Origin of the sequence: Gimesia fumaroli, assembly GCF_007754425.1 — a bacterium.
Taxonomy (GTDB): Bacteria; Planctomycetota; Planctomycetia; order Planctomycetales; family Planctomycetaceae; genus Gimesia; species Gimesia fumaroli.
Map to the genome: position 1 here is coordinate 1,462,095 of NZ_CP037452.1, position 22,934 is coordinate 1,485,028.

Annotated in this window: 14 protein-coding genes; 6 read left to right on the forward strand and 8 right to left on the reverse strand. The window is 47.1% G+C overall.

Going from position 1 to position 22,934, the window contains the following annotated elements; translation table 11 throughout:
* Both Enr17x_RS05690 and arsC read left to right on the forward strand, forming a co-directional pair.
* Entirely contained in the window at positions 1 to 1,374 is a 1,374-nt protein-coding gene (locus Enr17x_RS05690; RefSeq protein WP_145306719.1) for a sulfatase-like hydrolase/transferase, read from the forward strand.
* Positions 1,371 to 1,712 (forward strand): arsenate reductase (glutaredoxin), encoded by a 342-nt coding sequence (arsC, locus tag Enr17x_RS05695; protein WP_145306721.1) that lies wholly within the window; start codon positions 1,371 to 1,373, stop codon positions 1,710 to 1,712. Before Enr17x_RS05690 ends, arsC begins: the two co-directional genes overlap by 4 nt.
* Positions 1,713 to 1,764: 52 nt before the next feature.
* Here arsC and Enr17x_RS05700 read toward each other — a convergent pair whose 3' ends face one another.
* Positions 1,765 to 2,454: a hypothetical protein gene (locus Enr17x_RS05700; RefSeq protein WP_145306723.1), complete on the reverse strand. Its 690-nt coding sequence runs from the start codon at positions 2,452 to 2,454 to the stop codon at positions 1,765 to 1,767.
* A gap of 316 nt (positions 2,455 to 2,770) precedes the next feature.
* Here Enr17x_RS05700 and Enr17x_RS05705 point away from each other — a divergent pair, with 316 nt between their 5' ends.
* Positions 2,771 to 4,096: a Gfo/Idh/MocA family protein gene (locus tag Enr17x_RS05705; RefSeq protein WP_145306725.1), complete on the forward strand. Its 1,326-nt coding sequence runs from the start codon at positions 2,771 to 2,773 to the stop codon at positions 4,094 to 4,096.
* 83 nt (positions 4,097 to 4,179) lie between these two features.
* On the opposite strand, the gene Enr17x_RS05710 is transcribed toward Enr17x_RS05705, so the two are convergent.
* From Enr17x_RS05710 to Enr17x_RS05740, 7 genes are all read right to left on the reverse strand, one after another.
* Positions 4,180 to 5,289: a type II secretion system F family protein gene (locus tag Enr17x_RS05710; protein ID WP_145306727.1), complete on the reverse strand. Its 1,110-nt coding sequence runs from the start codon at positions 5,287 to 5,289 to the stop codon at positions 4,180 to 4,182.
* A 50-nt stretch (positions 5,290 to 5,339) separates the two neighbouring features.
* Entirely contained in the window at positions 5,340 to 6,200 is an 861-nt protein-coding gene (locus Enr17x_RS05715) for a type II secretion system F family protein (protein ID WP_145306729.1), read from the reverse strand.
* Positions 6,201 to 6,202: 2 nt separating this feature from the next.
* A complete protein-coding gene (locus Enr17x_RS05720) occupies positions 6,203 to 7,564 on the reverse strand; it encodes a CpaF family protein (protein WP_145306731.1) in 1,362 nt (453 codons plus the stop codon).
* Between the two features lie 15 nt (positions 7,565 to 7,579).
* Positions 7,580 to 8,839 (reverse strand): hypothetical protein, encoded by a 1,260-nt coding sequence (locus Enr17x_RS05725; RefSeq protein ID WP_145306733.1) that lies wholly within the window; start codon positions 8,837 to 8,839, stop codon positions 7,580 to 7,582.
* Between the two features lie 76 nt (positions 8,840 to 8,915).
* The gene (gene cpaB, locus Enr17x_RS05730; protein ID WP_232100963.1) at positions 8,916 to 10,016 is read right to left on the reverse strand and encodes a Flp pilus assembly protein CpaB; all 1,101 of its coding nucleotides are present in this window, start codon (positions 10,014 to 10,016) and stop codon (positions 8,916 to 8,918) included.
* Between the two features lie 114 nt (positions 10,017 to 10,130).
* Positions 10,131 to 10,547, reverse strand: coding sequence for a TadE/TadG family type IV pilus assembly protein (locus tag Enr17x_RS05735; protein ID WP_145306737.1), 417 nt, complete (start codon positions 10,545 to 10,547; stop codon positions 10,131 to 10,133).
* Between the two features lie 54 nt (positions 10,548 to 10,601).
* On the reverse strand, positions 10,602 to 11,174 hold the full coding sequence (locus Enr17x_RS05740) for an A24 family peptidase (protein WP_145306739.1): 573 nt from the start codon (positions 11,172 to 11,174) through the stop codon (positions 10,602 to 10,604).
* Between the two features lie 627 nt (positions 11,175 to 11,801).
* Here Enr17x_RS05740 and Enr17x_RS05745 point away from each other — a divergent pair.
* From Enr17x_RS05745 to Enr17x_RS05755, 3 genes are all read left to right on the forward strand, one after another.
* A complete protein-coding gene (locus tag Enr17x_RS05745; RefSeq protein ID WP_145306741.1) occupies positions 11,802 to 12,587 on the forward strand; it encodes an inositol monophosphatase family protein in 786 nt (261 codons plus the stop codon).
* A gap of 307 nt (positions 12,588 to 12,894) precedes the next feature.
* Positions 12,895 to 16,245, forward strand: coding sequence for a hypothetical protein (locus Enr17x_RS05750; protein ID WP_145306742.1), 3,351 nt, complete (start codon positions 12,895 to 12,897; stop codon positions 16,243 to 16,245).
* Complete coding sequence (locus Enr17x_RS05755; RefSeq protein WP_145306744.1) at positions 16,242 to 22,931, forward strand: hypothetical protein; 6,690 nt, start codon at positions 16,242 to 16,244, stop codon at positions 22,929 to 22,931. The genes Enr17x_RS05750 and Enr17x_RS05755 overlap by 4 nt, the downstream gene beginning before the upstream one ends.
* Positions 22,932 to 22,934 lie beyond the last annotated feature (3 nt).

A 22,934-nucleotide genomic window follows, 5' to 3' on the forward strand; every position in this document is an offset into this window, starting at 1 on the left:
ATGAAAAAAGCATTCGTCGTCAGTTTTGAGCAACTTCCTTCCTGCATGTTGGGCTGTTATGGCCATCAGTGGATTGAAACTCCCAATTTCGATCGCCTGGCTTCTCTTTCTGTTGTTTTTGATCAGCATTTCGCAAATGATCTTTCATCACAAAATTCCTGCCCGTGGTGGACCGGTCAAACGATTCCCCGCGCCTTCGGAACGCAGTCGAATGAGCATGTTGCGACTCTCTTTGAGCATCTGCGGGAGCAGGGGGTTCAATCCACCTTACTATTGGAATCGGATAGTGAAACCGGGCGGAATGCGATCACCCGGGCGCAGGAAACTTATTTCAATCAGTTTGATCAGGTTGAGACGGTTTCAGGCCAGAACGGATTTAAGGTCAGTGAGGTCAACACGCCGATTGCGCAACTGATGCAAGCCGCCCTGAAGCGGCTGCCGGAATGGATGGAATGTTCCCAAGACCAACTTATCTGGATTCGGTCTGAAGGCGTTCCGCTCCTGCCACTCGCGCCCGAATTTTTCTCGACACTGTACCTGGATGAAGTCCTTGATCAGGGAGAGAGTGAAGACGAACCTTCGGAAGAAGCGGAAACCTTAGAGGATCTTGAGCAGTTCGACGAAGACTTTACAGAAACAGATTCGGATTCAGAGACAGACCTCGATGTTGAAGACTGGCAGGAACTTGTAACCGTTGTCGCAGAATTGTTTACCAATCCTGAAGAGTGGTCTGAACTGGAAGATCATGAACGACAGATGGCACGAGTCGTCTATGCCGGGTATGTCACACTGTTGGATCAATGGTTTGGACGTCTGCTGGATCAACTTTTGGAGTATGCTGAGACACAGTCACTTTTGCTGATTGTGACTGCAGCGCGAGGCGGATCTGAATTGCTGGGGCCTGTCAGGCAGGTGGATAACTGGGGATTGTTTGAAGAAACGACGCATGTCCCACTGTTGATTTTTGATTCGGAAAATGAGCAACAGGGAACGCGGCGGCAATTCCTCTCTCAGTCGGCAGATATTCCTGTTTCGCTGTTATCCTGGTCGGGTATTGCTCGCGAGAAAATTACGAGTGCAGGATCGAACTTACTGACAATACTCCATGATCAGACAACACTTTCGGAACCCGTGATTTATGCCGCCAGCGATCGCGCGATTGCATTACGGACTGCCGAATTTTATTATCTCTGTCTACGAGAAGATCGGGAAACTCTAGATTCTGAAGAATCTTCATGTTTGGATGAGTCGCTGAAAACGCAACTTTATCAAAAGCCCTCTGATCGTTGGGACGTCTATGAACTGCACACGCAACTCCCCGAAATTGTAGCGCAACTGTCTGCGTTGCTGGATGAAAAAAGAACAGCAAAATGAAAATCTATCATAATCCCCGTTGTAGCAAGAGCCGACAAACGCTGGCGCTGATTGAAGAAGCGGGCATCAAGCCCGAGGTGATCGAATATCTGAAGACACCTCCTACTACGGAAGAACTGGATTCCATTCTGAAAAAATTAAAGATGGAACCGGGTGAGTTAATGCGGAAAGGCGAAGCCATCTATCGCGAGTTGAAACTTGCGGAACGCGAACTGACGCGCGATGAAGCGATCGCGATCATGGTAGAACATCCAAAATTAATAGAACGTCCCATTGTCATTCAAGGCCGGAAAGCGATCCTTGGTCGGCCTCCCGAGAATGTCAAGACTCTACTTTGAGCAGAACCCGCGTGGGTTCCCCTGACATTCCTGTGCTTGACCGGAGGCTGGTCTAGCTTTGATTTGCATTTACAGTCGGCACGATGGGCGACGACATGTTACGCCCGACCAATAGGCCGATGGAGAATGTCAGTGCGGCGAACGTGATCAGGATAATAATCCAGGTACTCGTTGGCAGTTCGTATCTGGCTGAGCGTTTCAGTCGATTCTTCTTTTTTTCAGCCAGGACGTCCGAAGCACGCTTTTGTGCAAGACTGGCCAGATTGGACAATTCTTCTTCGTGATTGATCTCGGTCTGGTTTGCCGGCTCGACTGGTAATTGACTAACGGGTACGACCGGAGTTTCAGGATGCTGAATCGGATTCGCTGATTCGACTTGTTGGGGGGCGACAGCAGGACTGACTGATTTGACGGGAATTGCTTTGAATGCTTCTTCGTGCGGAGACTGTATCTGTGGTGCAGGATTCACCGGGGCAGCAGGTTGCAGGTTTGAATCAGGCTCAACATGCTGTTGTTTATCGAGAGTGACATTAGCGCCGATGGCTGCCAGTTCATCGAGTGCGTTCGTTAATTCGGCATCTTTGAGATCCAGTTTCGGTTGCGGAATTGGAGCAATCTCTCCATCCAGACCAGGCACACGTACAGATAGGCCGCAGGTTGGACAGTCAACAACCTCTCCCGCCTTGGAGCGAGAGATTCCCATCAACTGATCACAATGTTGACATCGAAATTTGATAGGCATACTGCAAGTTCTTTGTTTCGTCTGCGTTAATTTGATGATTATCTTGCTGGGAAATCGGCTGCCACACGACAGTCCCGCGCTGTTACTACTCTATTAGTAACGGCAGGATTCTAGCTTGTCTACCAGTTTTTCCGCCTGACACATCAGTGACTGCCCACAAATGTGACAGAAATGCGTATTCTCTATAGGATGAAGGGATATAAAATGCTCTTTTACCTGTTATAATAATAGACAGTCAATTGTACAGAATAAATCCATGATCTGAAACAAATTCAAAAGTTCCCATGTGAGAACGAGTTAAAGCAAGAGGTTTTTTGTGGACGTTGAGGAATTTCTGAAACGAGATGTGAATCGTCGCCAGTTTCTGGATCGGAGTGCGCGGAATGCGGCTGGTATGGCAGCAGGAATGGCTGCCGGTGTGGTTGGGCTAACCAGCGAAATGACTCAGGCGGAAACATCACCCAATGAACGTGTGGTTCTGGCTGGCATTGGTGTCCGGGGACAGGGAAAGTTTCTGACATCCAGTATGGCCGGTTTTCCCGATGTACGTATCAAAACGATCTGTGATGTCGATGAATCTGTCGCTCCGGCTGCGGTCAAATCGATTGACAAAGGTCAGGGGGTTGCGCCACAATTTGTCACCGACTTTCGGCGGGTTCTGGATGATCCGGAAATTGATGGGGTCGTCATCGCGACACCCGATCATTGGCATGCTCTGATGGCGATTATGGCGTGTCAGGCCGGCAAAGATGTCTACGTGGAAAAACCGGTCTCACACAATCTGACGGAAGGCCTGAGAATTGTTGAAGCCGCCAGAAAGCATCAGCGTGTGGTGCAATCCGGAATCCATCAACGAAGCGGCGCTCATTTTCAGTCAGCCGTTGATTTCGTAAAGAGTGGAAAATTGGGTGAGGTCAAACTGGCTAAAGCCTGGATTATTCACCGACGAAAATCTATCGGGAAAAAGAAAAATACAGCAGTTCCTGCAGGAGTCAATTATGATCTCTGGCTGGGTCCCGCCGCCAACCGTCCATTTAATCCAAACCGGTTTCATTATAACTGGCACTGGTTCTGGGATTATGGGACAGGTGAAATGGGAAACTGGGGCGTGCATATGCTGGATATTGCACGCTGGGGCCTTGATGTCGATTTGCCGGAGCGCATCTCTGCCTCAGGCGGAAAATATTTCTTCGACGATGATCAGGAAACTCCGGATACCCAGATGGTTCAATATAATTATCCCGGAAAGACGATTGTCTGGGAACACCGCCTCTGGAGCACGCATGGCATGGAAGGTCGCAATGCTGCAGCCGCCTTTTATGGGGATAAGGGTACATTGATTGTTGACCGGGGAGGCTGGAAGGTCTACGACCAGAAAGAGGCAGTCACTTCCGGAACCAGCGATCAGGCAACGACGCACCATCGGAACTTTATTGATTGTATCAAGACACGCAACAAGCCAACGTCTGATATCGAGATTGGCCACACTTCCAGTGCATTGTGTCACTTGGGGAATGTTGCCTACCGGGCTGGTCGAGAGATTCAATTCGACCCCACGCAAAACCGCGTGGTCGGGAATGAACTGGCAAACTCATTACTGGGACGCGAATACCGGAAAGCCTGGGAACTGCCGTTACTTTAAATGACATCGGATCATGATAAAAAAACGTCCTGGCAGTACCATAACTGTCAGGACGTTTTTTTGTGTTCCATAGATCAAGCGGATTATTGTGGAGTACCCACCTGCTGGAACAAGTCTGTTGTGCTGTTCAGACTGTCGCTTCCGCCGGAGTGGAAGAAGTCAGAGAGCTCTACAATTGCCGGTCCGAGTAGAAATATATAAATGGCCGGCATCAGACAGAGTACTGTCGGAAACAGCAGTTTGAATGTCGCTTTATTCGCTTTTTCGTCTGCCCGTTGTGACAGACTTTCACGCATATTATCACTGTATTCCTGCAAAGCCGACGTTACATTAGTTCCCATTTGATCGGTCTGTATCAACAACGAGGCAAAGGAATGCACTTCCGGAACATCAATCCGGTTACTGAAATTTGACAGCGCCTGCGAAAATGTTCCGATTGATGATTGCTCAATCACGATACGGATTTCCTGGGCGAGAGCAGGATAAACTTTTGCCAGTTCGCCAACGACTTTCTTTAAAGCATGCGGAACAGTCATCCCCTGCGAGACACACATATTCAGCATGTCCAGCATGTCTGGAATCCCCTGTTCGATTTCACTTCTTCGGTCTGAAGCTTTGCTGGTGATAAACAGGAAGGGAACTGCCCAGACGAGAATTGGGACCAGAAGCATTGAAATCAGAATCGGGATTTCAAAGCGTTCCGGGGCGAGAAGTAAGATCGTACCAAAAAAGAGCAGGGTTCCCAGAATCGACAGATAGCGAATCGCCGAAAAGTTCTGGAGGGCGTGGGGCTGATAATAGCCGGCAGCCTGAAGTTCTTTTTTGGTTTGTAGACGTCGGCCATCCGACTCCGGCATCATTTCAGCCAGAGCAGGGGTCGCCGACCCGAATACATAATCATCAGTTCCCATCGCTGGAACATCGCCAGCCTCAATCGGCGGCAATTTGTGCCCCGCGTTTTGATTTGTTGAGTCTCCTGCAGAGAATAGTTGTCGTTTTTCCCAGGAAGGGGGAGTTGAAACTGACGAAGAGACAGAATGTTCCAGCGAAATCGTTTCAGCCTCTGGTTTAACGCGTTCATGTTCGTGCTCGACAGGACGTTGATTTCGTTTACGAATGATGCGATATAACATCCACAGAACGATAACACCACAGGCGGCATAAAAAATTGTAATTGATGTTGGTGTAAACATAAGGTTGCCCTCGCCAATTTATGGCAGGTCTGAATATTTATTGTGTTGGATCAGGTACGTTGACTTGTTTTCAAAACTCGCAGAACCCATAAAGATCCAATGACTTGTAATGCAATAGCGGTAAACGTCGCCCCCCGTCCCCATGATGATGCCATCAAGGTCGTTAAATAAGTGGGATCACGTAAGACGAAGAAGCCCAGAATCAAAGGGGGAAGTAAAATCATCAGTACTGCAGTAGCACGGCTACCCGCGGTCGCAGTGCGGAGACGCCCCAAAAACAACATACGGTCACGGATTGTTCGTGCCAGTCGCTCGAGTACTTTCACCAGGTCTCCCCCGGTTTCCTGATGCACGATCAACGCCATAGAAAGAATGTTCAAACTAGCAACGCCCGTCCTTTCATAAAGCCCATCCAGAGCCGCTTTCATGGAGACACCCATTTCCAGTCGCCGGGCAGATTCTTTGAGTTCGTTTCCTAATGGGGCAGGCGTTTTTTCTGACACATTGATGAAACAGTGAGTCAAACTGCGTCCTGTCTTGGCGGCACGCGCCAATTCGTCAATCATATCGGAGAGTTGTTCGTTGATTCTTTTCTGGCGTCGGCTGCGAAGGTAAATCAGATAACCGATGGGAGCCATTCCTCCCACCATAAATGCCAGCGACGTGGACAGGAAATTTTCCTGTAACACAAAAATAAGACCACCGAACAGAATCGCGCTTAGCAGGCAGAAAAATAGAATCACGGCCGGATTCGCATCGACTCCGGAATGGATGATCAATTCATCGAATCCCCCATTCACACGGTTACCGATCTGATTTGAATCAGAGACAGCATATTTATTTCGATCCCGCAAGATTTCTGAAAAATCATCTGCAGGATTGATTGAATTCATTGTGGCGTCTGTAGCCATAGTTAAATCTCCTGTCCATCCTGCTTATCAGATTGACGGTCCGTTAGCTCTAATTCACGGGCATGAAACAGATCTTCGCAGTCATTAAAGTTTGTTTGAGTTAACCAGTTCATCGCAACAGGGTGATGTCCGGTTGCATAAAAGGCACCGTTGACATGACCATCCGGATCAACGCTGGTAATTCGATAGACGAACAGGTCTTCCACCATGTATTCGCCGTTCTGGAAGCCGATCAGTTCAGAAATACGCATCACTTTTCGCTCACCATTGGGTAGACGGGTGATGTGTACCAGCAGGTGCACGGCCGAAGCGATATAACGCCGGGCAATTGAGTTGGGAAGTTCCGCACCCGAAAGAGCGATCATCAATTCCAATCGGTCTAATGCGTCACGGGTATCGTTCGCGTGAACAGTACTCATCGAACCATCGTGACCGGTATTCATCGCCTGCAGCATTTCCAATACTTCACCGCCACGCGATTCGCCGACGATAATTCGGTCAGGACGCATTCGCAGACTGTTTTTTAACAGATCACGCTGATTGATTTCTCCCTGACCTTCAATGTTGGAAGGGCGGGCTTCCAGAGACACCACATCGGGTTGCTGGAGCTGAAGTTCTGAGGTTTGTTCGATAGTGACGATTCGCTCTTTGCCGGAAATATAACGGCTGAGGTTATTCAACAGTGTCGTTTTACCAGCACCGGTACCACCACTGATCAGGATATTGAGCCGTCCGTGAACGGCCATTTCCAGGAATTTTGCCATGTCGGGAGCCAATGATCCCATCTGCACCATGTCGTCAAATAACAGTGCCTGTGAACGGAAACGGCGAATGGAAAGGGTAGGCCCTTTCAGAGCCAATGGAGGAATCACTGCGTTAAGACGAGAGCCATCGGGAAGCTTGGCGTCGACCATTGGAGAAACTTCGTCAATACGTCGTCCGGCGCGTCCAACCAATCGGTGAATTAATTGGATCAGATGGGCATCATCCGCAAAACTGATGTCGGTTTCTTCCAGCACTCCATTCCGCTCCACAAAAACCCGGTCGGCACCATTTACCAGCACATCGCTGATTTCAGGATCGCTCATTAAAGGTTCCAGTGGACCAAAACCGTAGATCTCGTCCAGGATTTCGCGAACCATGATTTCACGGTTTTCATGATCGAGATTGATTTCCTGCTGCATACAAAGATGTTCAGCCAGACCACGTAGTTTTCCACGCAGTTCCTCTTCCGGAAGTTCACCTGCTTTGGAATAGTCAATCGCATCAACCATCTGATGATGCAGTTGCGTTTTTAACCTCTGAAAGGCTTTTTTGGCATCAACGGTTGAATTAGCTGCCCTGGTTTCGCTTTGTAGTACCATGTGTCATCTCCACCCTTATTGGGTCAGATAAAGCTTGTAAATATATTTGTTGATAGGTTGTTTTTTGTCGTCTGCCGAGGATTCCGTATTCGATGCAGACTCGTTTTCGTTGTCCACTGGCTCTGGTTTCGCCAGCACGACCGCGCGTGAGGTAATCACACCGGGCTGCAGAATCATTTCACATGCCTGATTCTCAAGCCGCTGGATGGCCATGATTCGACCTGCCACGATGTTTGAACAATCTGCAGTGCCGTTATATGATTTTGGTGTGGCTTTCACTTTGGTATACAGAAAACAGATGCGGCACTGGCCGAGCATATCTTGAAATGCGTCCTGCTCCTCATTTTCAATATTCGGACTACATTTAAGTTGAACGAGTTGTGCTTCAAACAGAAGTTCTCCGTGGAACTGTTTCAGGTCCTTTTTTGTGAGGCCAGTTAAAATCTGCCTTACAACCGCTTCGGAATGGAACTCTGAGCTAAAATCAAGAATCTGCATATTGGCATCAGAAATATCTCCCCGTCGTGGTTTTCCCGTCAGCTTGATTTCAGGGATACCATCCGAGCCACGAGTGACTTTGCCGGTCTTTGGGTCGAATTGGTATTCATCGTTTCCTTTTTTTTGAACGATCTGGAGTTCCCAGGTTTCAGTGTGTTTTCCCGTTGGGTCATCTTTCAGAATTGCCAGAGGAAACGCAGGAACTGCCACATTTTCAAAAGGGCGGATGCCGACGACGTGATTATCGAGAGATGCTTCGATCTGTGTTCCAGGAGTTCCCAGATTGGTCCGGGTAACTTCAGACATTAATTCTGCTACGGGATTATTGATGCGGCTGGTGTGATCGGTTTTGATTTGCACACTCAGTGGCTCATGATCGGTTTGTAAGAACCGTCTTTCACCGGTCTCAGCCACGGGGACAATTTTCCCAAACAGGAGATTGTCATCTTTCGTCAGTTCTATTCCGATGCGTTGCCCGGCGACGGTATTCAATTTCAACGCGCGGTTTGCCGATGTTTCCGCCCGTTGCATGAGCATCTGATAATCCGGCTTTTCCTTCAGTAATTCATCTGCTGCCAGTTCGTGACCGGCTGCTAGCACCGCGGTCTCAACACACGTCGTGACTTCCAAGGTTGCAGCATCGAGCCACAGTCGATTCACAATCAGTGCAATCCCCACCATGACAGCCAGCAGCACCATCGCAGCAAGAGGAGTGATCACTCCTCGTCGACCGACGTGCTGTGGTTTCGTGATTTGGGTTCGCGTGTAACGTTTCATGACTGTGAATTTCGGTATTCGTCTCTTGAAGAACTATGGCAGAAATCCTGGAAGCAGGCATTAACAAGGTTGTCAACTACCGTCCTGCAGGCCGATTATTTGAATAGGAACTGGCGACGGGACCTTGTTGCCGATCAGGAAAGCTCTGAACGTTCGGGCTACTTTGCGAGCCTCGTTGTGCGGATGGTCCAGCACTCCCAGGGGCACCTGGTGTCGGACGAACGGGGGCACTGATGGAGCCACTGTCGCTGTCATAGCCACTGCCACGCCCCCAGTTTGGATTGAGATATCCACCTGAATTAAAGGCACGGCTTCCACCACGATTGAAGTTGTTATAATCACCAATTCGTACGCCGTTCCTGTCAAACTGGTTAACGCTGCGACTGGAACCGTAGTAGCCTTCGATAACAAAGGGTTTAGGAGGTTCTTCCTCTTTGGGCTTTTCCGGTGTTTTCAATCCCAGGATTTCATATAACGTCGCTTTGTCTGCATTGTTGATCGCGACCCCACCGTTTCCTTTTCCTTCAGGGGTGTAACTCATTGTGATCTCGCCACGGTCACGGGCGAGAATCATGATATTGGCTTGTTCCGGGGTTAATTCGAGAGTCACATTGGTGCCTCGCCGGGAGCTGCTGTTTTGTGTGTAGCTGCGGTTAATGGCGATAACACGAACCCCTTTGAATAAGGTTAACGTCATCCCACCATTCAAGCGTTTGTCGTTGTTCATACCCGTGGGGGTCATGTGAACGTCGACATATTCCCCCGGCTTAATCAATCCATCAACAAGATCGACTGAGGATTCAAGCGGTACCGAGATGGCTCGCATTCCGGGCTCGACTTCAATTGGTGGTGTTTCACCGGCAGGATAGAGTTGGCTGGTCGAGATGGGAGTCGCAGCCGGAATTCGTTCTTTCACGATTCGGCCGACAATGACTCGATTCGATGTCATCATTTCCGGTTTCAAATTTTTGATTGCAATCGGTCCCAGTCCCAGGTGCTCTTCGGTGACCAGTGTACCTGGTTCCAATTCACTAATCGCCATAGGAATGTTTCGTGTCGCAACCGGCGGAGCTTCTTCTTTTCCCGCCAATAATCTTTTTCCGATATAAGCTGCAATCAGTATGCCGAAGACGCCAAACATCAACAGTGATACTTTTGCAGGGGTCAGACTTTTCACCGGATCAATCTCCCGTAACTTGATGAAGCAGGAGTTCAACCTGACTTCCAACATTCCCTCCTGTTAAATCGTCGGAGGGCTACACGATTATTTCCAAATCAAACCAGTTGAGATTTACTCTTTAATCATCCTGGTTTCTGAATACAATTTTTGTCCTTTGATGTCATAGCCAATTGGCCAGAGCAGATTGGGGGAAGCCAATGTCATGGGGATGCTGACAGCCACCATGACAAGATCTCCTGAGTTTTCTCCCAGATCCGCTTTCACAACAGCCCCTTGTCCCAGTTGGGGAGGCAGAATCTTCAATACTTCCTGTTCCACATTTTCCTGGGTCACACCTGGCAGCGTTGCCAGACGAGCACCAATCCGACTGGCTTCGACGACATCTGCGCGTGCGTAAAACAGGAGCGTAAACTCCAAAAGGGCAAACAGAACAATACCGAAGATCGGTAGTACCAAGGCCAGTTCCATGCTCAGGAACCCCTTGCGAGCTGTTCGTTTCTGATTCTTTTGAATTCGTTTTACATTCACGGCAGAAATACTTTCATCGATTTCCTGATACTTATATGTTTTGTTCTACATCCATTACTGCAATACGATGGATTTCACCACCATCCAGGTAGTCACACTCCAAGTCGCCAATACCACGGGAAGTGCAAATGGCATCAGACCGCGTTTCTGTTTTTGTTCCATGGTTTCTGCTTTGTATTTTTTCTTCTTGCCTTTTAAGGTCTTACCCGTTGCCAGATATGTTTCTTTTGTTTTTCGTGCACCGCGTCTGATGACACTCCAGAACAGGATCATGAATGAGCCAACCAGTACAAAGAGTGTGCCTACAATCATGACGGCCAGTGTGGCTTTAAAGCCCAGCCAGACAGAGAGTGCCCCCATCATTTTGACGTCTCCCGCAGCACCACTGCCTGCCATCCAGATCAGGAAAAATGAACCAAAACCAGCCAGGAAACCGAGACCTCCATACATCAGACCTTCCCAACCGTTGAAAACGGATTGATAAATAATGCCTAAGACAAAGAAGGGAACTGTCAGAACGTTATAGATTTTTCTGGCTTTGTAATCCGTAATCGCAGCGATGACCGTAAAGATCCCGACGCTGATTGCCATGACGTAAAGCGAGAGTTCTGTGAGCGGAAAATCCATTTGTTATCTTTTCAATCAATTTGTCTGGTTAGGAAATTTCTACCGAACAAGGCAGATAAGGTTCTTAGAAAAACATTTCTGAACCTGATACTAGATGTTGAAAATATACCTCATGTTTCCAACCTGATACTTTCAATCTGAAAAAAATCCACACCTTGACTGGCTTCGCTGTTTTGAATAAGCAACGTTGATCAATGTGATTGATAGAATCATTCTTTTGCCTAGAAACCAGAGAACGACCATAATTGCTATAAACCGATCTCAGGTGAGTCTGCTGAGATATATTGAGCAAAGTTTCGGGAGCGTTCATCATGAGACACAGGTGAGCGTTCCTGCGCAACCAGTTGCTATTGCTGGGAGTCTGAAGCCTCAGAGGCAGTAAGCCGTTGGCGTAATGCGGCTCAGCAAGACTATAAAAGAATGATGAATTCCAGACGTTGACGGTTCACGAGCCGCGGCATGATTCATAGAATGACATTAATTCGATTATTCTTCATGATCACGATAATCGGATGAAATCCTGGGGATTTTCTCTGGTTCTGAGTCCCCTGCCAAAATAATATTCTGGACATGATACGAAGTGCTCAGAAGACTGAGTTCAAAATGTGTTGCATGGAAGGTTGAACATTGAATTCCACTGATCTGATTGAAGCTGCGGAAACTGCCGCGCGGTTGGGCGCAAAATGCCTCTTGGACTGGGTCGACGAGTTTCGCGTTTCAGAGAAAGGAAGATCGGACCTGGTAACGGATGCCGATTTCGCGTCACAGACCGCAATTGTGAAACACATCAGCGAGCGATTTCCAGATCATCATATGCTTGGTGAAGAAGGTTTGACTCACGCGGAAGGAGAATCAGACTATCGGTGGGTCATCGATCCTTTGGATGGTACTTCGAATTATGTACATGGTTTTCCTTACTACTGCGTATCGATAGGGTTGGAGCACGAGGGAGAGTTGGTTCTGGGAGTGGTATACGATCCGAATCGCGATGAAATGTTTTCCGCCTTTCGTGGGCAAGGAGCACTGTTGAATGGAAAACCAATTAACACTTCCCGTATTCCGTCTCTTGATCAGGCAATGGTCGTTGCCAGTTTACCCGTTAGTACAACAGGCCAGGATGTTGCCGTCGATCGATTCTTACGCGTGTTGCCCGAAGCACAAACATTACAGCGAACCGGCTCAGCGGCACTCAATTTGTGCTACGTCTCGGCAGGGCGGATGGAAGGATACTGGTCCAGTAACTTAAAACCTTGGGACATGGCGGCCGGCGTACTGATTTGCAGAGAAGCGGGTGGGGTGGTGACCTCGATTGAAGATGCCTCATTTACCATTGAAACGCCGAGTATTTTAGCGACAAATGGAACAAATATTCATTCAGAACTGCAAACGTTGTTAGCCGGGCCGCTTTTTTAGTCAGCTTTGAGATTCCTTCTTTAATGTGCCCGAAAAGCGACGTATGATATAAGGACCGAATAGCATTCTTTTCTTATACGGTGTTGATACGCGTGAACACTGTTTGCAAGGGCGCTTCGGTCTAGCCACGTGGGAGAATTCCTCGGTTATGGAACCAATTTAGCTCCTTTCATGTCAAAGAGTTAAATTGATATTGAGTTTTCCGGTTCCCGCAATATGGGATCAAATTGCGATTATGTCATATCTTTCTCGTTTTGTTTTTGTCCTATGGGGACTGCCTTTACTGCTGTTCTTCTGCGTGGAGCGTATGTCTGACAACGTTTACGCACAACAACAGTCAGGTGAGCGGACCAGCGAGAAACAGAGCGACCCCAAAACAGATTTAGGAGCCAGACTTCTGAATTCTGCCAGCCAGCCCCAACGTGGTAACGAGTCTGCAAAGTCTGATTCCAGTTCGGACCCATCCAGACTGATTACAGATGAGTCCTCAAAAACGTCAGGCCAACGGGAAGTCTACTTCAAAGGAGCCGATGGCCAATATGTTCCTCTGCCCAATCTCAAACTGGATCAGATACTTGAATATTTAAAACAGAAACAGACTGAGCAGGTGGAACAATCACCCGACTACGCGGTCTCTTCCGTTTCATTGACAGGTACAATCAAAGACGATCGTGCCATTCTTGATGCCCGGATTGTTGTGCTAATCAATGAAGAAAAAAAATGGATTCGTGTTCCAATCAAACTGAATGAATCAATCTTCCTCAAAACCAGCTATACTGGTGCAGGCGAATCCAGCCCGGGCGGTTTTAATCGTACGGATGGTTACCTGTGGTGGTTTCGTGGTAAGGGAACACATGAGCTGAATCTGACGTTAAGTATTTCACTCAAACAGCAGCTGCCCTCACGGCGTCTGCAATTGCTGCTGCCGCAAACCGCCGTGAGTAATTTACAACTGACCGTTCCTTTGTCCCAAATCAGTCTGGAAGTTCCCAGTGGAGTCGCCGTCTCGAAGCAGGCCATTTCGGATGAACAGAGTCGAGTTGAACTGTTTGGGCTGGGAGAGCAGCTCGATCTGTCGTGGCAACCGATTCCTGATGAGAAGAAAGTCGAAACCGTATTACAGGTCGAGACACTGATCACAACCGATTTTACATCAGACTCAGTTCTTCTCAATGCAAACCAGTCAATCAAAGCATTGACGGGTAGTTTCCAGACAGTACAGGTTCAGTTGCCCGAGGCTTTTCGATTATTGGATATAAAATGTGATGGTTACAAGAGTCATCAAGTGGCGAAAGATAACCTGGTAGACGTCTCGCTGATTGAACCCACGGTAGGGCCAATTGAATTGCATTGGACTCTGGAGGCAGAGTTTCCAGAGCAGAGCGGGCATTTTCTGATCGATGGCTTTGATGTGAATCGAGCCAAACGACAAACAGGTTTGATTGATATTCAGGCGCTGGATGGTTATCGCATCTTTCGCACTGAAGGACAAAATCGGTTTGTCTACCAGATTAAAGCTAACCAAAAAGACCTGGATAGCTCATATCGCTTTCTGAAACAGCCATTTCAACTTCCGCTGAATATTGAACGAGTCAAGCCGTACTTCTCTGCCAAGCCATTTTATCTGGTGCAGATGTTTGGGAACCGGGCAGAACTGGAAGCACGGGTGAAAATCAACGTCTTTCAAGGTGCGCTGGATCAAGTTTCGTTCAACTGGCCTCATCGAAATGAAGAAGGCTGGGAACTGGAATTGATGCAGGAACCTTCTTTGACGGAAGCGATTGAAGTAGATCAGTCTCAACCTGACAGAATTAAAATTCATCTGTTGAAACGTTCCAAGGGAGAATTCGAAATTTCATTTCGTGCCCGGCGTCCTGTGATTGCAGACCAGGAACCATTTCAATTTTCGCTTCCCGAAATTGAAGCTCCCAGCCTGTCAGCTACTTCACTGGTACTTGCGAATGATACGAATGTCGTAACGGATCTGACCCCTGCGCCGAAAACGCAGGTGTTGTCAACGCCATTAGTACAACTGGACCAGTTCAAGCTACCAGCAGAAGTTCAGGTTCTGCGAAAGAATATGATCCAGATTCAGCCGGGAGTGAATGATTTTTCTGCTGTCGTTTCAATTCATAACCAGGAAATTACAGCCACCAGTATCGCTTTATTAGAAATGGATAGTTCTACAACCCGGGTTGAGCAGGAAATACAATATCAGATTGAATATGAACCACTCTCTGAAATTCGATTGCTGGTGCCTTTGTCGCTGAAAAATCGTGTTAATTTTTATCTGGACGATGAGCAGAATCCGCTTGTTCCAACCTGGACTTCGGATGAAACCGATCCAATCCAGAATGCCCGGCTTTCTTTGCGCACCAAAAAGCTTGGGTCAGTCAAAATCACGGCAGTCTACTTATTACCACAAGCTTCTCAGTCGGAAATCTACGTTCCATTGATTCGTTCTGATGATATGGCATTTTCAGAGAGCCAGTTTGAACTTTTGATTATGAACGACGAAGAGGCACAGTCACTCGAAGTCGAAAGTATGGATGCAGCCTGGCAGCAACAATTGGCCATGAATAATAATGCCTTCTGGCGTGCTGTGGATCCCAAAGCTGATATTCATCTCAAATTCAAAAAAAGTGAATCAGGGTCCCTCTTATCGTACTCGATCAATCAGGCATGGATTGATTGCAGCATCGATTTGGCTGGCTCTTATCAGGCACGTGCACAATATCAGTTTCCGGTATCACCGCGAACAATTTCGTTCCGTATGCCAGAAAACTCGGGCATCAAAATCGATGAGATCTGGTGGAACGATCAACCGGTTAAGGCGAATCTGGTTCAGGGGAGTGCTCAGGAATACCAGCTTAGTTTGCCAGTTGTAAAAAATAAAGAACTGGCTTCGAATATCCTGACGATTGATTATAGTTCGAACAGACACCAGCGCGATTCTCAGTTCAGCCCTTTGACAGTTGGTGCTGCGGAATTTTCCGATAATCTCTGGGTCGAAAAAACCATGTGGAAAGTCAGCCTGCCTAATAGCGAACACCTCTTTACGATTCCACTTGGGTACACTCCCCAGTTTCGTTGGGAACATCAGGGAGTCTTCTGGTCGCGACTGTTTTCAGGTCAGGAAGAAATCCCTGTGGCCATGAAGAATACGCCGCCCCAACGGACTGATTTTATGGGTGTAAACGACTATCAATTCTATCGGATCGGGCCCGCTACTTCGTTACAGTTTCATGCGCTCTCTCGTTCTATGATTGTGTTTATTGGTGCCGGGACTGCCTTATTGCTGGGATTTATTTTAATGAGTATCTCAGCTCTGAGAAGCGCACTGATTCTGTTGGTCATGATGACTGCTGTTTCGACTGTTGCTCTATGGTATGCTGCCCCGGTGGAAGTTCTGTTGCAGCCCGCCGTCTTTGGATTACTTCTGGCTGTTGTCGCAGCACTGATTAATGGGACTTCGCGAAAGCGACGCGAATCAAAAATGTTATCGCTTTCAGCACCCAGTGATTTTATTCCTCCCCCTTCATATTCCGATCGTATTCGACCTTCAGAAGTGGATCCGGAGGACATTACGGCTGTCAGGCCTGGATCGGAAGTTGTTGATAATCCGGTCTCTTCGTCAGAAGCCGGAGCCAGCCGATGAGAGTGACTCCCGGTTTCAAAAGTCGACAGCGATCTACCTGCAAAGCGATCTGTTTGATCATTGTAGGTGTTTTCTGCTGCTTGAGCTTCAGAAGTCTCTCGGCTGCGGATAACAGCGTGGTGAATCTTTCTCCTTCATTGCGAATCAAAGAAATCACCGTTTCAGGTCGTGATCCATCTCAATGGCCTGAGGGGAATTGGTATCCTGTTCCTTTAAAGAAATATCAATCACTCAAAGCTGCCGCGCTGTTAAAAAAAAATACTCCCCCGAATTCCTGGATTCAGGATGCTACTTATATAGCGACACTGAAAGGTGATCACCTGGTCGATGGTCGGCTGGACTATACTCTGCATTGCTCCCAAAATGAGCCAGGTTTTATTAATCTGTCAAAACTGAATCTGGCGATTCATGAATTGAAGTGGGGTAAGCAGGATGCAGTCTGGGGGCTAGCTCCAGATAGACAAACATTGCTGCTTGTCGATCATTTTGGCGATTCTCTGAACGGGAAGTGGAGCTTAAAAGGCCGACGACTGCCTCAGCGAACGGAGTTTACTTTTCAGTTACCCGAAACTGTGGTCTCGCGTATTCAACTGAATGTACCTCGGGGAATGGTTCTGACTACATCAGCGGGCTATGTTTCAGGGCCATCCAAATCGGATCTGCGTGATTATGATTTATGGGAGATCGAACTCGGCGGGCAGTCCGAGTTTCAAGCCGTCATTTATCAGAGAGAGAAACAGAAACAGGCGCCGACACAAATTCTGTATCATCAATTTGCTCAGGTCGGCATCCGGGAAGATGGTTTAAGGCTTCGGGAAGACTTTCAGGTTGAAGTATTGAATCGCCCTATCCACAAACTGGAATTTCTAGCGCCCCCGGAATATGAAATTTATTCAGTGACTCTGGGAAATGATCTGGCTTTACCATTTGGGGTGAAACAGCAGAAAGGCCGGAATCTGATCACAGTAGATCTCATTGATCCTCTAGTGGGAATCAGCCGTCCCTTAACGATTCGTGCACTGGCATCACCGTCTCTGGAGGGAGATGTGACCATCCCTCGACTGAAATTAAAACAGGCCCATTTTCTGGGCGGGACGGTACATCTTGATATATCCTCACCATTACAGACACATGCGATCAATTCAACCGATTTGCGACAGACAGGAGTGCTGATTCAAGAAGAGCAGGGAGAGTCATACGACTTCAAGCAATATACTCCTGATGCACGCTTGCAGTATCGCCTGGCTTTACCAGATTTAAACCTTTCCGCCAGAGTACATAGTTTGATTCAGGTCGAAGATAAAGTCTGGAATTTAAGATCACGGATTCATTGGGCTTCGGCTGCAGGAACGACCTATCGCCTGGAAGCAATGATTCCAGCAGGTTGGGAAATTACTCAGGTCAACAGTCTGACTGCTAAGAATAATTCTGGTGATCTGGTCTGGGATGTAGAGCAGAGTGGTCGACAACAGAAGTTAAGTGCCCGACTTCCAATTTCAGTTTCTCCCGAGACTCCCTACTCACTTGAGATCCAGGCCAAGCGACTGGTTCCTGTCTTAAAACGGTCGATCGACTTGTTTGGTGTCAGACCATTGGGGTGTGACAATGTTGATCGAATTTTAGAATTAACAGCGAGTTCAGATGTCGGCTTGCTGTTTGAGCCTGATAAAGAAGTCGATGAAATTACAGCCAGCGAACTTCCGAAAAACTGGAATTATCCAGTTGTCGATTCAGTTGGCACGGGTTCAAATCTGTCACGTTATTTTCACCTTTCCCCGTATTCTGGTTCGAGATGGGGGGCGATCAATTTATCTAAAATGGAACAGACACTTCAGGTCACTGCCAGCACATTTATCGCGATCAACGATGACCTGATCCAGGAAAATTATATTTTGAATGGTGTGCCTGTCAGAGGGGCGATTCAACGTGTGCTCGTCTATCTCTTACAAGCGGGGGAACCGGTGGAGTGGACGCTGCCTACCGAAAGCAGTGTACAGTCAAAACTGACCAGTCGAAAACTGCCGGCTTCAGAACATCAGAAGTGGCAGCTTCCTCAATCGGGCGAACTATGGGAATTATCCTTTGAGGCACCGATTTTTAGTGAAATTGAAATTCGTGGAGAGCGTAGTCGACCCTTCCGAAAAAATTTCAGAGCTTCGTTGGTTTATGCACCTCAGGCAAAGCCATTTCGCGGAGTGGTACGTGTTTTAAATTCAGATGAATTGAATTTACGTATCAAGACAGACGGCTTGTCCGCAATGTCTGATTCTACAAGCAGCACACGATTGAAACGCAGTCAGCGAAACTATAAATGGGATTACGACGGTCCTTCTGTCTCATTAACAATTACACGCGCGGCCGATTTATCTGGCGCTGGTTTAGAACAAGGCACAGCAACGATTGTTGTTGATACAAAGTTCGGTCACGGAAATGGAGAGCCTGATGTGCATCAGGCAACAATAGACCTCGATTTATCAAAAACATTCGATGATAAAGTTTTGTTTCATTTTCCGTCTGATGTCAAACTGATTTCAACAGCCGTCAATCAGCAACGCGTCACTCCGATTGAAGCAGAAAACCATTTTCTAGTTCCTCTCTTCGATCAGTTGGATTCGTATCGAATTACGATACAGTATCAGACTTCGTCGGCAACTGATGGGCTGAGTGCGACACGCCAGATCCCGTTTCCTCAAATCAATCAACGAGTCTTGGAAACAGACTGGAATTTTACACTACCGGAAGGAATCAGACTCTTAAGTGGTCCTGATGATATGGTGCTGCAGCAGGCGATTTCTGAGGGATCACTGACTCGCAGATTCTTCGGTGTACTGGGGAAAGACCAGGGGCCTGCTGAAAGTACCGAGTCTCGCTGGAATGCAATCGTATTATTTCCGCTGAAGTATGGTATTCTGAAAACATCTAATACAGATCAGGCAAAGATTATCTCCTGGATTGTGTTACTGTTAACAATTCTTGTTGGACTGCTTTTGAGAATATTCAGTGTCGCGAATCGTGATAAGCTCTGTATTATGCTGGCGTTGAGCTCACTTGCTCTGGCCTGGATATTCCCCTTGCCATTAGCACAAATTGCTGGCAGTTGTTTTACCGGCATTTTGATTGTCATGTTAATTCCCCGCCGGTTCCTGCGGCAGGAAACAAAAATACAAATCGAGGATCAAAGTACAAAAGCGTATCAGCAGCCGACTTCTTCTATCTACTCAGCAGCCCATATGATCATGATTGGATTTCTGGGCACTTCAGCGGCTGCCGGCTATGCACAAAATTCACCCGTGCCGGTTTTAGCTCCTGCTGTAACTCAGTCAATAAAGATGAGGACGGAAACAGTTCTTCTGCCGGACTCCTCAGGTTCGCCAGAAGAATCGTTTGCCTATCTCACACCTGAGTTGCTTCAGCAATTAGAATTACTGACAGCTCCCAAACAGCAGCCTGAATATCTGATTTCTTCAGCTCGCTATGACGCTGAGATTCAAGAGAATCAATTACTGACGGTGAAGGCCAGCTTTCAAGTAAAAGTTCCGGTTGAGAAAGGCTTCGCTACGATTCAACTTCCTGTCGTTGGCGGAAATCTGAGTGGCCCGGATTCCTGTCGGGTTGATGGCGAGATCGTTCCTGTTTTATTGGGTTCAGACGGGAAAAGTATTCAAGTAAATGTGAAGAATGATCAATCACGAGAGTCAAAAGTGGCTTCCAATAGGGAGGGGCCAGTTGAAGCGAAAAAACCAGTCTTCCCATTTTCTTACCAGGATCATCGGATAGAACTGACTTTACATCCAGCGGTGAAATTCAGTGCTACCAGTGGACAATTTGAATTAGGGATTCCTCCTGTCGCAATCAATCAATTTACCTTTCAATGCAATGATCCCATTTATTATGTTGAACTTACCGAAACGACTGGCGTTTCCCGATATCAACTGGAAGGAAAGAAACGGTTTTCTTCTTTTCTCAAAGAGAATTCTGAGCTCAAGGTTAAGTGGCTGATGAGCCAGAACTCGGAGTCTACTCCCCTGAACCTGGAAGCAACAGTCTTAACCAATGCTGAAGTATCTCCTTCGTTGATTCGTATGGAAGTTCAGGTGAAATACTCAGTCCTGAGTGGGAAGGTCGATTATCTGTCTTGGGAAATTCCTGCAGGAACAATCTTGCGGAGCGTGAAGTCAGCGGGAATCACAGTGGTGCCTGCTTTGCGTCCGGCTGAGAGTGGGGGGACTGAAGAGTTGCTGTTGGAATTGTCGGAATCGAAAACCGGTGATTTCATCATTGATGCCACTTTCGATTTACCTGCAAACGATCCACTGACAGAAGTCAAAATATTCCCAATCGATATCAGTTCCGGAAAGCAGAATCCACAAGCTGCCGCGATTAAAGTTGTTTCACATCAAATTGGAGTGCGCTCTGGTCCTGAGTTCGAAATTGAACAGGCAGAAGCACTTTCTGAAGGTATTCTATCGGTATCGTCAAAGACCTCTGGGAAACCCATCGACGACAGTATCTTGAAGTCGTCTGTCCTGTTGTTTCAAGTCAATCAGCCGGCTCCCATTTCGCTGGTTCTCAAATCCAAAAATCCAGAACGAAAAGCACGGGTGAATCAGACTGTTGTCGTGAATCGAAAGAATATCGATTGGACTTTTGCTGCGGAATTGCGAATCAGTCAGGCTCCTGCATTTCGCCATACGATTATTGTTCCGCAAGGTCTTCGAATTGAATCACTGTCCGTCAAAGAAGAAGATGTAGAACGGCTCGCACACTGGCATCGCAAAGGAAATCTAATTACGCTATTTCTGAAAAATAAAACTTCAGGATTGCAGGATCTGACGCTAAAGGGGTGGCTACCAATTCGGAAATTGGGACGCCTGGAAATTCCAGGCATTCAATTGCAGGGCGTTAAAATTGAAGAGTCTCTATTAAGTTTATACAAAAAGCCACAACTCGATGTGCAGTTGACGTTGTCTCATTTTCGTCCAATTCAAGAGAGTTCCACACAGCCCGCGATTGCAGAGCATCTCATCTTTGTTGGTCGTTTTCAGGAAGTTGATTCCACCGAACAGCCCATTTCATTGTTGGTCAAATTGCAAAAATCGACGATCGCCGTTGATACGCTCACGATTATCGACTCTGTAGAGGACCAGCAGATTGAGGTGACGCAATCATTGCGTTTCTCCTTACCGGCTGCTGATAACAAACAACTGAATTTACTGATTCCGGCAGAGTATGGGAATGAGTTTTCGGTTGATGGGATGCCCTTTGAAATTCAGGATAAAATGCCTGATGGATTACAGAGGGTCGAGCTGCAACCAATGACTTCCACTGCGAAAGACAATACAGTCACTGTCAGGACTAAGGTCTTGAAGCCTGCCAGTGAACTGGTTATCTCGCCGGTAACTCTCGAAAATTCTCACATTCAAAATAATTATCTTCTACTTTCAACAACTCAGCAATTTCAGTTAACAGACAAAAAAACGAAAGAAACCCTTTTACCAGATAAGATTCCAACCTGGGTTCAGGCTCGTTGCGATGCGTCTTCCAATATTGACTGCAGTCGTGTCTATACGGCTTCGCAATTACCTTGGAAACTGAGTATGGTCTCCAGGAGGGCAGACGTAGCGAACCAGGAGTTTATTCCCTATTTGGAAACCGAAATTATTTTAAGCGATCAGGGAACCATACACGGTTTGACCCAGATCAAGCTGTTTAATCAAAACAGCCGTGTGTTAAATTTGGATTGGCCTGAAAAATTAAAGCTGATGGCAGTTTTGATCAACGGTGAGAGTGATAGTTCTCTCAAACCAGAAACAGCAATACTTGCAATTCCTTTAAATGCGGGCTCCCAGATTGAAGAGATTACTTTATTCTGGGAATCTTATCAAATTGACCATCAGTTTTTCCTGGAGAAAGCCCGGTTGCAGATTCCACAGCCGACGAATTTTTTGTTTGATAAAAATCTGATCAAAATTATTGCTTCAGATAGCCACCGAACATTCCTTTCCAATTCCGTGACCCCGTTTACCTACTTCGCAGATAAGCTGGAGGAACAACTCAAAATTGCTGAGCTTGAACTTGAGTTGGAAGAAGAGAATCAACTTTCACGTGCTACCTGGAAAACCATTGCAAGCGAATTTGCACAACTCGAAAGAATTATGGAGGAACCGGTTGATAAAGGCCAGAATACCAGCGATGAATTGAATCGATTCGATACATTGAAAGAACGTGTTTTCATCATAAAACAATACGTCAGTCCTATAGAAGCCGAAGATTCGGATCGGGGCACACTCTCCTTCGCGCGGCGGTTTCAACAAAAATTGGGACCAGTGTCAGTCCAGAAAGTGCGTTATTATTCCGGATCGGAAGATTCAACATCTGATTCTGATGCTTTGCAAGCCTGGATTATTCCGAACTTATATCTGAACGTTGTGCTAGCAGGTTTTTGTTTACTGATTCTGCTTCCGATTCTTGGCAGATGCGTACAATCCCGTTCTGCTGATTGGTTGAATACTCAACCTGCTATCGGATTATTATCGCTGGGTATCCTCTGGATATTGTTTTTATCGCCTCAATCTCTGGGACTGGTATTCATTGCACTGGCTATTATGGTTGAGTTCAAAAACAGGCAACCCGATTCTGAAAGTGCAAACCCTCCGACAACAAATACGCACAGCGCGGTTGAGTAATCC